General features: G+C 68.2%; 7 protein-coding genes. 6 read left to right on the top strand and 1 reads right to left on the bottom strand.

Annotation, left to right across the window (positions count from 1 at the left end; translation table 11 throughout):
* The first annotated feature begins 83 nt into the window (after nt 1-83).
* The 3 genes from F0U63_RS11670 to F0U63_RS11660 all read left to right on the top strand — a co-directional run bounded on the left by F0U63_RS11670 (nt 84) and on the right by F0U63_RS11660 (nt 7,685).
* A complete protein-coding gene (locus F0U63_RS11670) occupies nt 84-4,793 on the top strand; it encodes a CARDB domain-containing protein (RefSeq protein ID WP_395845965.1) in 4,710 nt (1,569 codons plus the stop codon).
* Between the two features lie 247 nt (nt 4,794-5,040).
* Nucleotides 5,041-5,670, top strand: coding sequence for a chemotaxis protein CheB (locus tag F0U63_RS11665; protein ID WP_395845964.1), 630 nt, complete (start codon nt 5,041-5,043; stop codon nt 5,668-5,670).
* 296 nt (nt 5,671-5,966) lie between these two features.
* On the top strand, nt 5,967-7,685 hold the full coding sequence (locus tag F0U63_RS11660) for an ABC transporter substrate-binding protein (RefSeq protein WP_395845963.1): 1,719 nt from the start codon (nt 5,967-5,969) through the stop codon (nt 7,683-7,685).
* Nucleotides 7,686-7,765: 80 nt separating this feature from the next.
* Here F0U63_RS11660 and F0U63_RS11655 read toward each other — a convergent pair whose 3' ends face one another.
* Nucleotides 7,766-10,075, bottom strand: a complete 2,310-nt coding sequence (locus F0U63_RS11655; RefSeq protein WP_395845962.1) for a glycoside hydrolase family 3 C-terminal domain-containing protein — start codon at nt 10,073-10,075, stop codon at nt 7,766-7,768.
* A 556-nt stretch (nt 10,076-10,631) separates the two neighbouring features.
* On the opposite strand from F0U63_RS11655, the gene F0U63_RS11650 reads away from it, so the two are divergent.
* From F0U63_RS11650 to F0U63_RS11640, 3 genes are all read left to right on the top strand, one after another.
* Nucleotides 10,632-12,473, top strand: a complete 1,842-nt coding sequence (locus F0U63_RS11650; protein WP_395845961.1) for an ATP-binding protein — start codon at nt 10,632-10,634, stop codon at nt 12,471-12,473.
* A 59-nt stretch (nt 12,474-12,532) separates the two neighbouring features.
* Nucleotides 12,533-14,317: an OPT family oligopeptide transporter gene (locus tag F0U63_RS11645; RefSeq protein WP_395845960.1), complete on the top strand. Its 1,785-nt coding sequence runs from the start codon at nt 12,533-12,535 to the stop codon at nt 14,315-14,317.
* Between the two features lie 125 nt (nt 14,318-14,442).
* Entirely contained in the window at nt 14,443-16,119 is a 1,677-nt protein-coding gene (locus F0U63_RS11640; RefSeq protein ID WP_395845959.1) for a long-chain fatty acid--CoA ligase, read from the top strand.
* Nucleotides 16,120-16,122 lie beyond the last annotated feature (3 nt).

Below are 16,122 nucleotides of genomic sequence, written 5' to 3'. Positions count from 1 at the left end.
CGGGCGCTTCGCGGCTCGGCCCCTGCCCGAAGCCGCACTACCCCATGCTGTCGAAAGAGCGAACACCAATGGATGAACGCAGGATGAAAGCGAGCCTGGGAGCCCTCTCCTTGATGGCCCTTCTGGGATGCCAGACGCCGGAGCCGTCCGCGGCGGGAGCGAGTGAGGCCGCGAGCCCACTGGTCACCGGACCCGACTTCGTGGTGACGGAGTTGAGCACACCCGCCAGCGTGTTGCCGGGAAACGCCTTCGAGGTCTCGGCCACGGTGTGCAACCAGGGAGGACAGGGAGGCGCCACGCAGGCGGCGTTGTACCTCTCCGCGGACACCGTCCTCTCCGTGCAGGCGGACTACCCGGGGGGACAAATCTACCTGCCGTATCTGCAGCCCGGGCAGTGCTCGCGGCAGACGACGATGGTGTCCGCCCACGTGCCCTCGGACGGTGTCTGGTACGTGGGAGCACGCCTCGACCCGCTCGGGGATGAGAACCCGGGCAACAACACGCGCTTCAGCGCGCCGGTGGGCATCGGCTACCAGGCGGACTTCGTCATCACCTCGGTGAAGGGTCCCGCCAGCGTGCGGCCCGACGAGCTCTTCACGGCCCAGGCCACCGTCTGCAACCAGGGCACCCGGACCGAGAGCACCCAGGTGCTCCTCTATCTGACCGAGGGCGCCTACATGGGTGACGCGCTGGTGTATCCGCTCGCCCCCAACCAGTGCACCACGGTGTCCATCTCCGGCCGCGTCCATGCTCCCTCGACGACTCCACCCGGGGTACGCGCCTTCCACCTGGGGGCCAGGGTGGACCCGGGCAACACCACCCCGGAGTTGAGCGAGAACAACAACACGCACCCGGGCTACGTGCTGGGAGTAGGCGACGCGCCGGACTTCGTCATCACCTCGGTGAAGGGTCCCGCCAGCGTGGACTCCGGCCAGCAGCTCACCGCCCAGGTCACCGTCTGCAACCAGGGCACCCGCCCCTACGACACCCGCGTGTTGCTCGTGCTCTCCCAGGACGAGCACATCCGCCTCCCCTCGCCCTCCACTCCTCCCGAGGATCAAATCGTGGGTGACAGGCCGGTGCCGCCGCTGGCTCCTGGCCAGTGCACCACGGTGTCCATCCCCTCCAGCAGCATCTATCCGCCGCCCATGAGCACGCCCGAGGCGCGCTCCTTCCACCTGGGCGCCGTGCTGGACCCGTACGCCTCCCCTGGTGAACTCCGCACGGACAACAACACGAACCCGGGCTACCTGCTGGGCGTGGGGAATGCGCCGGACTTCGTCATCACCTCGGTGAAGGGCCCCGCCAGCGTGGACTACGGCCAGCAGCTCACCGCCCAGGTCACCGTCTGCAACCAGGGCACCCGCCCCTCCGACACCCGTGTGTTGCTCGTGCTGTCCCAGGACGAGCAGCTCCGCCTCCCCTCGCCCTCCGCACCCTCCGAGGATCAGCTCGTGGGTGACAGACAGGTGCCGCCGCTGGCTCCTGGCCAGTGCACCACGGTGTCCATCCCCTCCAGCAGCATCTACCCCCCACCCACGAGCCCGCCCGACGCGCGCTCCTTCCACCTGGGTGCCGTGGTGGACCCGTACTCCCCCAATGAGCTCATCGAGGACAACAACACCCACCCGGGCTACGTGCTGGGCGTGGGGAATGCGCCGGACTTCGTCGTCACCTCGGTGAAAGGTCCCGCCAGCGTGGACTTTGGCCAGCAGCTCACCGCCCAGGTCACCGTCTGCAACCAGGGCACCCGCGCCCGCGACACCTCCGTGGCCCTCGTGCTGTCCGAGGACGAGCACTTCCGCGTCCCCTCGCCGTACGGTGCTCCCGAGGACGTCATCGTGAATGGCACGTCGGTGCCTCCGCTCGCTCCCGGCCAATGCACCACGGTGTCCATCTCCGGCAACATCTACCCCCCGCCCTCGAGCACGCCCGACACGCGATCCTTCCACCTGGGCGCCATGCTGAACCCGAACGACCCCAATGAACTCCGCACGGACAACAACACCCACCCGGGCTACGTGCTGGGCGTGGGGGATGCGCCGGACTTCGTCGTCACCTCGGTGAAGGGTCCCGCCAGCGTGGACTTCGGCCAGCAACTCACCGCCCAGGTCACCGTCTGCAACCAGGGCACCCGCGCCCGCGACACCTCCGTGGCCCTCGTGCTGTCCGAGGACGAGCACTTCCGCGTCCCCTCGCCGTACGGTGGTCCTCCCGAGGACGTCATCGTGAATGGCACGTCGGTGCCTCCGCTCGCTCCCGGCCAATGCACCACGGTGTCCATCTCCGGCAACATCTACCCCCCGCCCTCGAGCACGCCCGACACGCGCTCCTTCCACCTGGGCGCCGTGGTGGACCCGAACGCTCCCCCCAATGAGCTCATCGAGGACAACAACACCCACCCGGGCTACCTGCTGGGCGTGGGCTACGCGCCGGACTTCGTCATCACCTCGGTGAAGGGCCCCGCCAGCGTGGACTTCGGCCAGCAGCTCACCGCCCAGGTCACCGTCTGCAACCAGGGCACCCGGGGCGACAGCACCCAGGTGGCCCTCATCCTGTCCGAGGACGAGCAGCTCCGACTCCCCTCGCCCTCTTCGCCCTCCTCACCTCCCGAGGATCAGCTCGTGGGTAACGCGCACATGCCTCCACTGGCCCCCGGCCAGTGCGCCACGGTGTCCATCCCCTCCAGCAGCATCTACCCCCCACCCATGAGCACGCCTGACGCGCGCGCCTTCCACCTGGGCGCCAGGGTGGATCCGTACGCCGCCCCCGGTGAGCTGCGCACGGACAACAACACCCACCCGGGCTACGTGCTGGGCGTGGGGAATGCGCCGGACTTCGTCATCACCTCGGTGAAGGGCCCCGCCAGCGTGGACTCCGGCCAGCAGCTCACCGCCCAGGTCACCGTCTGCAACCAGGGCACCCGGAGCGACAGCACCCACGTGTTCCTCGCGCTGTCCGAGGACGAGCGCATCCGCATCCCCTCGCCCTCCTCGCCCTCCTCACCTCCCGAGGATCAGCTCGTGGGTGACACGCAGGTGCCGCCGCTGGCCCCCGGCCAGTGCACCACGGTGTCCATCCCCTCCAGCAGCATCTACCCCCCGCCCACGAGCCCGCCCGACGCGCGCTCCTTCCACCTGGGTGCAGTGGTGGACCCGTACTCCCCCAATGAGCTCATCGAGGACAACAACACCCACCCGGGCTACGTGCTGGGCGTGGGCGACGCGCCGGACTTCGTCATCACCTCGGTGAAGGGCCCCACCAGCGTGGACTCCGGCCAGCAACTCACCGCCCAGGTCACCGTCTGCAACCAGGGCACCCGGAGAGACAGCACCCAGGTGGCCCTCATCCTGTCCGAGGACGAGCAGCTCCGACTCCCCTCGCCCTCCAGTCCTTACGGGGATCAGCTCTTGGGCAACACGCAGGTGCCTCCGCTGGCCCCCGGCCAGTGCACCACGGTGTCCATCTCCTCCAGCAGCATCTACCCCCCGCCCACGAGCCCGCCCGACGCGCGCTCCTTCCACCTGGGCGCCGTGGTGGACCCGAACGCTCCCCCCAATGAGCTCATCGAGGACAACAACACCCACCCGGGCTACCTGCTGGGCGTGGGGAATGCGCCGGACTTCGTCATCACCTCGGTGAAGGGCCCCGCCAGCGTGGACTTCGGCCAGCAGCTCACCGCCCAGGTCACCGTCTGCAACCAGGGCACCCGGAGAGACAGCACCCAGGTGGCCCTCATCCTGTCCGAGGACGAGCAGCTCCGACTCCCCTCACCCTCCAGTCCTTACGGGGATCAGCTCGTGGGCAACACGCAGGTGCCTCCGCTGGCCCCCAACCAGTGCGCCACGGTGTCCATCTCCTCCAGCAGCATCTACCCCCCGCCCACGAGCACGCCCGACACGCGCTCCTTCCACCTGGGCGCCGTGGTGGACCCGAACGCTCCCCCCAATGAGCTCATCGAGGACAACAACACCCACCCGGGCTACCTGCTGGGCGTGGGGAATGCGCCGGACTTCGTCATCACCTCGGTGAAGGGTCCCGCCAGCGTGGACTACGGCCAGCAACTCACCGCCCAGGTCACCGTCTGCAACCAGGGCACCCGGAGCGACAGCGCCCACGTGTTCCTCGCGCTGTCCGAGGACGAGCGCATCCGCATCCCCTCGCCCTCTTCGCCCTCCTCACCTCCCGAGGATCAGCTCGTGGGTGACGCGTACGTGCCGCCCACGGCTCCTGGCCAGTGCGCCACGGTGTCCATCTCCTCCAGCAGCATCTACCCCCCACCCATGAGCACGCCTGACGCGCGCGTCTTCCACCTGGGCGCCGTGCTGGAGCCGAGCGCCCCCGATGAGCTGCGCACGGACAACAACACCCACCCGGGCTACCTGCTGGGCGTGGGCTTCGAAGCGGACTTCATCATCACCTCGGTGGAGAGCTCCGTGTTCGTCCGGAGCGGGCAGAGCCTCGCCACCCGGGTGAACGTCTGCAACCAGGGCACCATGGCCGCGAGCACCCGGGTGAGCGTGCTCCTGTCCACGGACACCACCCTCCGTCCCTCCTCGCCGTCCGCGCCTTCCGAGGATGTCATCGTGGGAGAGGCCCAGACGGGTCTTCTCCAGCCTGGCTGGTGCGAGAGCGTGACCATCACCGGCAATGCCTTGCCCCCACCGTCGACCACCCCGGACACGCAGGGGCTGGCCTACGTGGGCGCCGTGGTGAATCTGGACCAGATGAACCCCGAGCTGCGCGTGGACAACAACACCCTGCTCGGCGGGTGGATCTACATCGCCCCCTGAAGTCCTACGTTGCCTCCCGGCCCGTGCCCTCGAGCGCGGGCCGGGAGGTGTCGTCCGGAAGCACGGCGCGACGCCCAGAAACAAACACTCCTCTTCAACCGTGAGCCGGGAGCGTGAGCGTTCCGTGATGGGCTGGGCCCCCGGGGCTTGCTCGGACCCGGAAGCCACTACACTGTCGAGCACACGCGCAGTCCTTCACTCCACTCGTGCCGGACGAGTGGCCCGCGCGGAAGAGGCAGGGCTTTTCGTGAACGGCACGGACATCCTCAGCTCCAGCGGACTCAGACCCGAGGCGTTCCGGGGCCGCGTCTCCGCCGTCGTGCTGGGCGTGTCCGCGGGAGGCGTGGAAGCACTGTCCTTCCTCCTGCCCCTGCTGCCACGGACCTTCCGTCCCGCCCTGTTGATCGTCCTGCACATTCCGCCCGAGCGGCCCAGCCTGCTCGTGGACATCTTCGCGCCCCGGTGTCCCCTGCCGGTGAGGGAGGCCCAGGACAAGGAGCCGGTGAAGCCCGGGACGGTCTACTTCGCACCCCCGGACTACCACCTGATGGTGGACACGGGCCCCACCCTGTCGCTCTCGGTGGATGAGCCCGTCCACTACTCGCGCCCCTCCATCGACGTGCTGTTCGAATCGGCGGCGTACATCTACGGCGCCCGGCTCGCGGCCATCATCCTCACGGGCGCCAACGAGGATGGGGCACGGGGCCTCGCGGCGGTGCGCGCGGCGGGGGGCATCACGCTGGTGCAGTCACCCGAGACCGCGCACATGCCGGTCATGCCCGCCGCGGCCCTCGCCCGGGGACCCGCGGACTTCGTGCTGCCCCTCGCGCAGCTCGCCCAGGTGCTCGGCGAACTGGGCGCGCCTGCAAAAGACTGACACGCTCCCAGGACCCCAGCTCCTGCCCCGCGTCAATACCTTCTCATCCGTCATTGCTCTGTGATGAGAGTGAATGACTTTGTTCCATTCCAATGAGGCGCGAAGAGCCATCTCGACGCGGCGCGTCGTTCGCCGCGATGCGTCGAGACTCCCAGCGAGGACGAATGAGTCTGTAGGTGGAGGAGGTGAAGAACCATGCTAAGCCACGGCCCGGGTAGGTGTGCGCACTACCTTTCTCGTTTCGAGCAAGCCGAAGCGGGCCCTACTCCTCAACTGGAATCCAGGAGCGCCTCTAGATGAACAACCAGTGGATGCAACGCCGGCTAGTCGTGATGTGCATGGGTCTTGTCTCCTTGGGGGGACTGGCGGGCTGTTCGAAGAGCAAGCAGCAGCAGGAGGGGAGCGCGCCGGCGGCCACCGCGACGGCTCCCGCGGCGGAGAAGGCCACGGCCGTCACCATTGCCCAGGAGGCGCAGACCTCCTGGATCCGCAACTTCAATCCCCTGCTGGCCAGCAGCAGCTCGCGCTGGCCGACCCGCGCGGGCATCTACGAGCCCATGCTCATCTTCAACGTGCTCAAAGCGGACTACGTGCCGTGGCTCGCCGAGAAGTACACGTGGGGAGAGGGCAACAAGACGCTCACCTTCTCCGTGCGTCCGGGCGTGAAGTGGTCGGACGGCCAGCCGTTCACCGCCAAGGACGTGGCCTTCACCTTCGAGCTGCTCAAGAAGCACAAGGCGCTGGATCTGTCGGCCGTCTGGGCGTTCCTCGAGAGCGTGCAGGCCAAGGATGACGCCACGGTGGAGTTCACCTTCAGCCGCGTCTTCGTGCCCGGCCTGCTCTACATCGCGCAGCAGCCGATCGTCCCCGAGCACAAGTGGAAGGACGTCGCCGACCCGGTCTCCTACAAGAACGAGAACCCCGTGGCCACGGGGCCCTTCACGGAGATCAAGGTCTTCCAGAACCAGATCTGGGAGATCGGCCGCAACCCGAACTACTGGCAGCAGGGCAAGCCCTACGTCCAGGCCCTGCGCTTCCCGGCCTATCCCGGCAACGACCAGGCCAACCTCGCGCTGCTCAATGGCGAGGTGGACTACGCGGGCAACTTCGTGCCGGACATCGAGCGGCTCTACGTGAGCAAGGACAAGGAGAACAATCACTACTGGTTCCCGCTCGTGGGCAACACGGTGATTCTCTACACCAACACCACGAAGAAGCCCTTCAACGACGTGCGCGTGCGCAAGGCGATCAGCATGGCGATCGACCGCGAGCAGATCGTCAAGGTCGCCATGTACAACTACACGCGGCCCTCGGACGCCACCGCCCTCAGCGAGACCCACGACAGCTGGCGCAACCCCAAGGCCGTGGAGAGCGGTGACTGGGTGAAGTTCGACGCCGCCAAGGCGGGCGCCCTGCTCGACGAGGCGGGCTACAAGCGCGGCGACGATGGCATTCGCGTGGGACCGGACAAGAAGCCCCTGCGCTACGACGTCAACGTGGTGACGGGCTGGTCCGACTGGGTGCGCGCCGCGCAGATCATCGCGCAGAACCTCAAGCAGGTGGGCATCGACGCGACCCTGAAGACCTACGACTTCAGCCCCTGGTTCGAGCGCATCCAGAAGGGTGAGTTCGATCTGTCCATGGGCTGGTCCTCCGACGAGCCCAATCCGTACTACGTCTACCGGGACTTCCTCGGCACCGAGACGGTGCAGCCCGTGGGCACGGTCGCGGCGCGCAACTGGCACCGCTTCGGCAACAAGGACGCGGATGCCCTGCTCAAGGCCTTCGAGGCCACGAGCGATCCCGCGGAGCAGAAGAAGATCTCCGAGCAGCTCCAGGTGCTCTTCGTGGAGAACGCGCCCGTCATCCCGCTCTTCCCCGGCCCGTCCTGGGGTGAGTACAGCACGCGCCGCTTCACGGGTTTCCCGAACAAGGAGAACCCCTACGCGAAGCTCACGCCCAACTCCATCCCGGAGAACCTCCTCGTCCTGACGGAGATCAAGCCCAAGCAGTAGCCAGCTCGGGCGGTGAAGCGGGCGCATCCACTTCCGGGTGGATGCGCCCCGCCGCCCTCACGGCCCCGGGGCGCTCGCGGCTACTGCACCCGCGCCAGGATGTCGTTGAGCTTCTGTTCGGAGAACTTGCCCTCGGAGAAGAGCACCAGCTTGTAGACGGGCATGTCGTGGGCGAACACCAGCGTCGACATCTCGGCCTTCTTCCGGGCGCGCTCCTCCTCGGGCGTGCGCTTGACGCCGCCGGGCTCCTCGGTCGTCCCGCCCATGATGACACCCACCAGCTGCGGGTAGAACTCCTTGCCCTTGGGGTGGTCCTTGAACTCCTTCACCAGGGAGTGGCGTGACAGCGAAGGCACCTCCTGCTGGGCCACCTCCACCAGGACGTGCTTGCGCAGGGGCAGGTTGCGGGACGAGCCACCCACCAGGATGTCGAAGCGGCCCGGGTTGACGGACCAGCGGTGGAGGTTGGTGTTGTAGTAGGCGAAGTCCCGGCGGCTCAGCGTGAAGCGCACCGTCTTCTCCTCGCCGGGCTCGAGCGCCACCTTGGTGAAGGCCTTGAGCTCCTTGTCCGGACGGCTGACCACCGGCAGGTCCTCGCGGACGTAGAGCTGGACGATCTCCTTGCCCGCCACCTTCCCCGTGTTCTTGACCTTCAGCTCCACCGTCAGGCTCTCGGTGTCCTGGATGGACGGCGCGCCGAGGCTCAGCTCCGAGTAGGCGAAGGTCGTGTAGCTCAGACCAAAACCAAACGGGAACAGCGGAGCGATGTTCTTCTTGTCGTAGTAGCGGTAGCCGATGAAGACCCCCTCGCCGTAGCGGGCCTGCTGGTTGAGGCCGGGGAACTCGGTGAAGGTCGGCGTGTCCTCCACCCGCAGTGGGAAGGTCTCCGCCAGCTTCGCCGAGGGGTTGACCTTGCCGGTCAGGATGTCGGCGATGGCGCCACCTCCCGCCTGTCCCGTCAGCCAGCCCTCCAGGATGGCCTTCACCCGGCCCACCCAGGGCATGGTGATGGCCGAGCCGTTCATCAACACCACCACCGTGTTGGGCTGCACCTGGCTGACCGCGTCGATGAGCCGGTTGTGGCCCTCGGGGATGTCCAGGGTGGAGCGGTCGAAGCCCTCGGACTCGTGGCTGTCCGGCAGACCGGCGAAGACGATGGCCAGGTCCGCGCCCTTCGCCTGCTGCCGCGCCTCCTCGAGCAGTTGCGCGGTGGTGACCCCCTCGAGGTCATAGCCGCTCGCGTAGGACAGGCGCTCGTCGCCGCCGAGCAGCGCCGCCAGTTCGGCATAGGCGTTGGAGATGCGGGTGGGATTCACCTGCGAGCTTCCAGCGCCCTGGTAGCGGGGGTCCTTGGCGAACGCGCCAATCACGGCGATCTTCTTCTTGCCTCCGGTCTCCAGCGGCAGCAGCTCATCCTCGTTCTTCAGGAGGATGATGCTCTCGCCCGCCGCCCGCCGCGCCAGGGCATGGTGCTCGTCCACGTCGAAGCGCACCCCGCTCCGGCGGCTCTCCGAGGCCTTGAGGACCACGGCGAGCAGTCCGGCCACCACCTCGTCCAGGCGGGACTCCGGGAGCTGGCCCGCCTTGACGGCCTCGATGATCTTCTTGCGGTTCACGTCGCCGCTGCCGGGCATCTCCAGGTTCAACCCGGCCATGATGCCCTTCACGCGCTCATGGACGGCGCCCCAGTCGGACACCACGTACCCCTGGAAGCCCCACGCATCCCGGAGGATGTCCTCGAGCAGCAGGTGGTTCTCGGAGGCATAGACGCCGTTGATCTTGTTGTAGGCGCACATGATCGCCCACGGCTGGGCCTGGGTGACGGCGATCTCGAAGGCGGGCAGGTAGATTTCGTGCAGGGTGCGCTCATCCACGATGGAGCTGCTCACCATCCGCTCGTGTTCCTGATTGTTCACCGCGAAGTGCTTCAGGGTGCTGCCCACCCCCTGGTCCTGCAACCCCTTGATGTACGAGGCGGCCAGATGGCCAGCGAGGAAGGGATCCTCGGAGAAGTACTCGAAGTTGCGCCCGCCCAGGGGAGAGCGCTTCATGTTGTTGCCCGGACCCAGCAACAACTGGACGTCGTTGGCCTGCGCCTCGCGCGCCAGGGCGGCGCCAATCTCCGCGAGGAGCTCCGTGTTCCAGCTCGAGGCCAGGGCGGACGCGGTGGGGAAGCAGGTGGCGGGGACGCTGTCCGCCGTATTGGGCCCCAATGCCTTCCTGAGCCCATGCGGGCCATCCGCCATGAAGATGGAAGGAATTCCCAGGCGTTGGACCTCGTGGGTCGTCCACGCGCCATTGCCAGACATGAGCAGGGCTTTCTCCTCCAGCGTCATCTGGGACACCAGGTGCTGCGCTCTGGCCTTGTAGTCTTTGATTTGTTTGGACATGTCAGGGGGGGTCCTTGTCGGAAGGCACCGCGACGGGCAGGGAGCCCGGCTTCCAGGTGGCGGAGAGCCGGGCCGGTCGCCGCCGCCTTCTAGCAGGACAGGCCCCGCGCCGTCCTCACAGCAGTCGCCCGCCGCCGCGCTCGGGACACAGCCCACCTGGATACTTCCAGGGGACATGGACGCGCGGCGCCGTGAATCACCCGGAAGTGCCCCGTCCACCCCCTGGAGGGCCGGAGAAGCGCCCTTCACCACCCACGCACGGGCTGTCACCCCACGTGTGGGACCCGGGTCGCGGAAACACTGTCAAATCAAGCAAGTCACTTTTCACACATTCGTCACCAGACTCCAGGATGATGATGTTTTCACTGGCTGTCTGGAGTTCTTCCGCGCACGCTGAGGTTGAACAAATCCGCTCAAACGTGGTCTCAATGGGTTGCCCATGACTTTCGACGCGTGGTAGCCATGGACTCGCTGCGGGCGTCTCAGGGCCGCCGCTCACTCGGGGGGGGTTTGCGACCGCACGGCCTGGGTTCTTGCTCGAGCGGAGAGGTCCTCGATGAGCGCAGGGCGGTGGACGTGGTTGCTTGGGCGTTTGGACGCCTTGTTGCCCGAGGACCGGCACCACCTGACGCCTGGTGAGCTTGGCCGCTACCGGGTCCTGCTGGGAAGCACGATCCTGCTGGCGGCCACGTCCCTGGTGCTCGCGATCACCTCCGCCCTGGGGGTGAACGGGGGAGCACCTCTGGTGAAGATCGGCACGGGCGCCGCGATCGGCTTCGCGTTGATTCTGGTGTACCTGAGAGCGGGAGGCCCGCTGCGGCTCGGGTCGCTCCTGGTCTGCGGAACCATGCTGGCCGGGTACATGCTGACGACGTTCTGGATGCCCCGTCAGATCGTCGCCTCGCATGCGGCCAGCCTGCTCATCCCCTTGTTGGCGGTCTATCTGCTGGGGGTGAAGACGGGGCTCGTCTTCACGGGTTTCTTCTGCCTCAACTCGGGGATCCTCCTCCCCCTCTACCTGTCGGGGTTCGGGGGCCGGGAGCCGCTCCTCGCCAACACCCAGGCGTGGATCGCCGGAGCGCTCGACGCCCTCATCCTGCTGCTCGGCTGGGGGCTGAGCTCGCTGTTCGGCATCGCGCGGGACGAGGCCTCCGCCACGGTGCGCGACAGCGAGCGCAAGCTGCACAGCCTGTTGGAGAGCACGACGGATCCGGTGTGCTCGCTCGACGAACAGGGGCGCATCATCACGTCCAACAGCGTGGCGCGGAAGATGTTCCAGGAGATGTACGGCAAGGAGCTGCGCCCGGGGGCCGAGCTGGATCAGCGCAGCGACCCCGTGGTGCAGGAGCAATGGCGCAACAGCCTGCAGCGCGCCTTGCGCGGAGAGAGCGTCCGCTTCGAGTGGAGCAGGCGGAGCCCCCACCGCACCTGGGTGCTTGACGTGGCGCTCCACCCCCTGTGGGGAGAGGGGGAGCGGCCCGTGGGGGTGACGCTCTTCGGACGGGACATCACGGAGCGCAAGGAGGCCGAGGCGAAGCTGGGGGAGCTGCACCGGGGGTTGATGGAGGTGTCACGCCAGGCGGGCATGGCGGAGATGGCCACGGGCGTGCTGCACAACGTGGGCAACATGTTCAACAGCGTCAACGTCTCCGCCTCGCTCGTGCTCGAGCGGCTGCAAGGCTCGCGCACCGCGTCCCTGCTGCGTGCCTCGGAGCTCCTGGCCGAGCACGAAGAGAACCTGCCCACCTTCCTGACGGAGGACACCCGGGGGCGCCAGCTTCCGCGGTACCTGTCCACGGTGTCGCGGCACCTGGTGCGGGAGCAGGAGGAGCTGCTGACGGAGATGAAGGAGCTGCTGCGCAACGTGGAGCACATCCGCGAGGTGGTGAGCCTGCAGCAGGAGAACGCCCGCGTCGTGGGCCGGGTGGAGCTGGTCACGGTGTCCGAGCTGATCGACAACGCGCTGCGCCTGCACCTGGACTCCTTCGAGCGGCTGGGCATCCGCATCCACCGCGAGTACGCCGAGCTGGCACCGCTGCCGCTGGACCGGCACCGGCTGCTGCAAATCCTCGTGAATCTCCTGGGCAACGCGCGGCATGCCCTGGTGGAGAGCGGACACGATGACAAGCGGTTGTCGCTGCGCGTGCGGCGCGAGGGCGAGGAGTGGCTGCGCATCGAGGTGGAGGACAATGGGGTGGGCATCGCCCCGGAGCACCTGACGAGGCTGTTCTCCCACGGCTTCACCACCAAGAAGGAAGGCCATGGCTTTGGCCTTCACTCCAGCGCGCTGGCCGCCGAGGCGATGAAGGGCCGGCTGCGCTGTGACAGCCAGGGCAAGGGCCATGGCGCGTGCTTCACCCTGGAGCTGCCCCTGAACGGGAGGGAAACCCCGGCCTGAGCCCGCGGCACGGCGCTCGTGCCTTGGAGTTGCTCCACGGGCCGGGTAGTGTCGCGCCCATGCGAGAGGAGCGGAGTGATCCCCCCCCCGGCGCCGCCGCGTCCGGCAGGGCGCTCACCCCCCGCGCATTGGCGCTCGGCGGCCTCCTGGGCGCGGGGCTGAGCCTCACCAACCTCTATGTCGGACTGAAGACGGGGCTGGCCTTTCCGGTGACGATCATCGCCTGCGTGCTGGGGCTTGGCGTGTACCGGGCGCTGGCGTGGCCGTGGCGCACCCGCTCGAGCCCCGGGCTGTCCCTGCTGGAGACGAGCGCCATGCAGTCCACGGCCTCCTCGGCGGGCTATTCCACGGGAGGCACCCTCATCTCCGCCAACGTGGCGTGGCTGATGCTCTCCGGCCACCACCCCCCGGGCTGGGCGCTCTTCTGCTGGACGCTGCTCATCTCCGCGCTCGGAGTCCTCTTCGCCGTCCCGCTCCAACACGCCTTCCTCCACCGCGAGCGCCTCCCCTTCCCCTCCGGACTGGCCGCGGCCTCGGCGGCGCGGATGCTCCAACAGGGAGACGTCTCCGCGCGCCAGGGAACCCGGGTGCTCGGTGGGGCGGCCCTGGTGGCCGGCCTGCTCACGTTCGCCCGCGATGGACTGAAGCGTCTGCCCCCCTCACTGCCCCTTCCCGGCACCCTCCAGGGCGTCCCGCTGGCCTCGCTCTCCTTCTCCCTCGACCTCGGCCTGCTCGCCCCCGGAGTCGGCGCCCTGGTGGGCCCGCGCATCGCCGCCTCGCTCCTGCTCGGCGCCGTCGCCTGCTTCGGCGTGCTCGTCCCCTGGCTCCACGTTCGAGGAACGCTGCCCCAACCCGACTTCAACCACGCGCTCGACTGGAGCATGTGGCCCGGCACCGCGCTGGTGACGAGCGCCGCCTTCACCCACCTGCTGTCGCGGCGGGACGTCCTGCGCCGCGCGTTCTCCTCGCTCGTCCGGGCCGGAGCGGACCCGGAGACCGGAGCGGGCCCGGGACAGGTGCCACGGAGCTGGTTGCTCACCGGCCTCGCGCTGCTCTCGCTGGGGACGGTGGTGCTGGGGGATGGGGTCTTCGGCATCCCCCCTCACCTGGGGCTGTTCGGCGTGCTGATCTCCTTCCCGCTCGCCGTGGCGGCGTGCCGGGTGACCGGGGAGACGGACGTCACCCCCTCGGGAGCCCTGGGACAGCTGGCCCAGCTCGCCTTCTGCGTCGTCATGCCCGGCAACGCCCTGGCCAACGCCATCGCCGCCAGCCTCTCCGGCTCCACCGCCGCCACCAGCGCGGACCTGCTCACCGACGTCAAGGCCGGCTCGCTGCTCGGCGCGACCCCCCGGCAGACCGTCCTCGCCCAGCTCTGGGGCTGTCTCGTCGGCTCGGCCGTCATCGTCCCCGCCTTCCTGCTCCTCGTGCCGGACACCTCCGTCCTCTCCGAGGAGCACTTCCCCGCTCCCGGCGGAACCTTCGTGGAGGGGTTGGCCCGGGTGCTCGCCGCGGGCCTCGATGCCCTGGCCCCCGCCTCCCGCTGGGGTGCGCTCGCCGGAGGGGTGAGCGGCATCCTCCTGGCGCTGCTCGAGCAACACGCCCCCGAGCGCCTGCGCCCCTTCGTCCCCTCGGCCATCGGCGTCGGCGTCGCCTTCGTGCTCCCCCCCTCCACCGCCCTGTCCATGTTCCTGGGCTCGCTCGCCGCGGCCCTCCTCACCCGCGCACGGCCCGCCTTCGCGCTCGTCGCCACCGTGCCCCTGGCCGCGGGCCTCATCGCCGGAGAGAGCCTGGTGAGCCTCACCCTCACCCTGCTCGCCGGACTCGGGCTGCTGCCGCCTTCCTGACGCCCCGCGCCGTGTCCGCATGGGTCCACCTCCTCACGCACCGTGAACTCGGCGCTTGAGGTGCCAGCATGGGGATCCACTACCATTCCAGTCCCATCACCTTCGAAGGGCGAGGAGACACGCGAATGGAGAAGATCTGGCTCAAGCACTACCCGCCTGGGGTTCCAGCCGAGATCGATGACAGGCAGTACCCCTCGCTGACCCACCTGTTGGAGGAGTCGTTCCGCAAGTTCGCCGATCGCCCGGCCTTCAAGTGCATGGGCAAGTCCATCACCTACCGGGAACTCGATGTCCTGTCGCAGCGGGCGGGCGCGTGGCTGCAATCCCGGGGGCTCACGCGTGGCGCGGCCGTCGCCATCATGATGCCCAACGTGTTGCAGTACCCCATCTGCATCGCCGCCATCCTGCGCGCGGGCTACACGGTGGTGAACATCAACCCGCTCTACACGCCGCGCGAGCTGGAGTACCAGCTCAAGGACAGTGGGGCCCAGGCCATCTTCATCCTGGAGAACTTCGCGATCACGCTCCAGCAGGTATTGGAGCGCACGGCCCTCCAGCACGTGGTGGTCGCCTCGATGGGCGACCTGCTGGGCGGCGTGAAGGGCGCCCTCGTCAACCTCGTGGTGCGCAACGTGAAGAAGCTGGTGCCCGCCTACCACCTGCCCCGCGCCATCAAGTTCAACCAGATGCTGGCCGAGGGCAAGCGCCTGTCGCTCGTGCCGGTGACGACGTCGCGCGACGACGTCGCCTTCCTGCAATACACGGGTGGCACCACGGGCGTGAGCAAGGGCGCCACGCTGCTGCACCGCAATGTCATCGCCAATCTGTTGCAGGTGGAAGCCTGGCTCCAGCCCGCCATGAGAGGCAATCCGTCCGAGGCGCTCAACGTCGTCTGCGCGCTGCCGCTCTACCACATCTTCGCGCTCACCGTCTGCGGGCTGATGGGCATCCGCATGGGCTCGATGAACATCCTCATCCCCAACCCACGCGACATTCCAGACTTCATCAAGACGCTGTCCCAGCAGCCCTTCCACATCCTGCCGGCCGTCAACACCCTCTACAACGCGCTGGTGCACCACCCCGACTTCGCCAAACTCGACTTCTCCCACCTGCGGGTCGCCAACGGAGGCGGCATGGCCGTGCAGCGGGCCACGGCGGAGAAGTGGTTCGCCACCACCCGCGTTCCCATCATCGAGGGTTATGGCTTGTCCGAGACCTCGCCGGTGGCCACCAGCAACCCGCCCACCGCCACGGAGTACTCCGGCACCATCGGCCTGCCCCTGCCCTCCACGGAGATCGCCATCCGCGATGACGAGGGGAAGGACGTGCCGCTCGGCCAGCCGGGGGAGATCTGCATCCGCGGCCCCCAGGTGATGGCGGGCTACTGGAACCGCCCGGACGAGACGGCCAAGGTCATGCTGCCCGACGGCTTCTTCAAGTCCGGCGACATCGGCATCATGGACGAGCGCGGACACACCCGCATCGTGGATCGCAAGAAGGACATGATCCTCGTGTCGGGCTTCAACGTCTATCCCAACGAGGTGGAGGGCGTGGTCGCCATGCACCCGGGCGTGTTGGAGGTGGCCGCCGTGGGCGTGCCCGACGAGCACTCCGGCGAGGCCGTCAAACTCTTCGTGGTGAAGAAGGACCCGTCCCTCACCGAGGTGCAGCTGCTCGACTACTGCCGCCAGCAGCTCACCGGCTACAAGCGGCCCAAGGTCATCGAGTTCCGCGCTGATCTGCCCAAGACCAACGTGGGGAAGATCCTCCGCCGGGAGCTGCGCGAGAAGACGGGGAGCTGAGTC

Source organism: Cystobacter fuscus (assembly GCF_044360685.1).
Taxonomy (GTDB): Bacteria; Myxococcota; Myxococcia; order Myxococcales; family Myxococcaceae; genus Cystobacter; species Cystobacter fuscus_C.
This window is presented reverse-complemented; position numbering and strand designations above follow the sequence as displayed.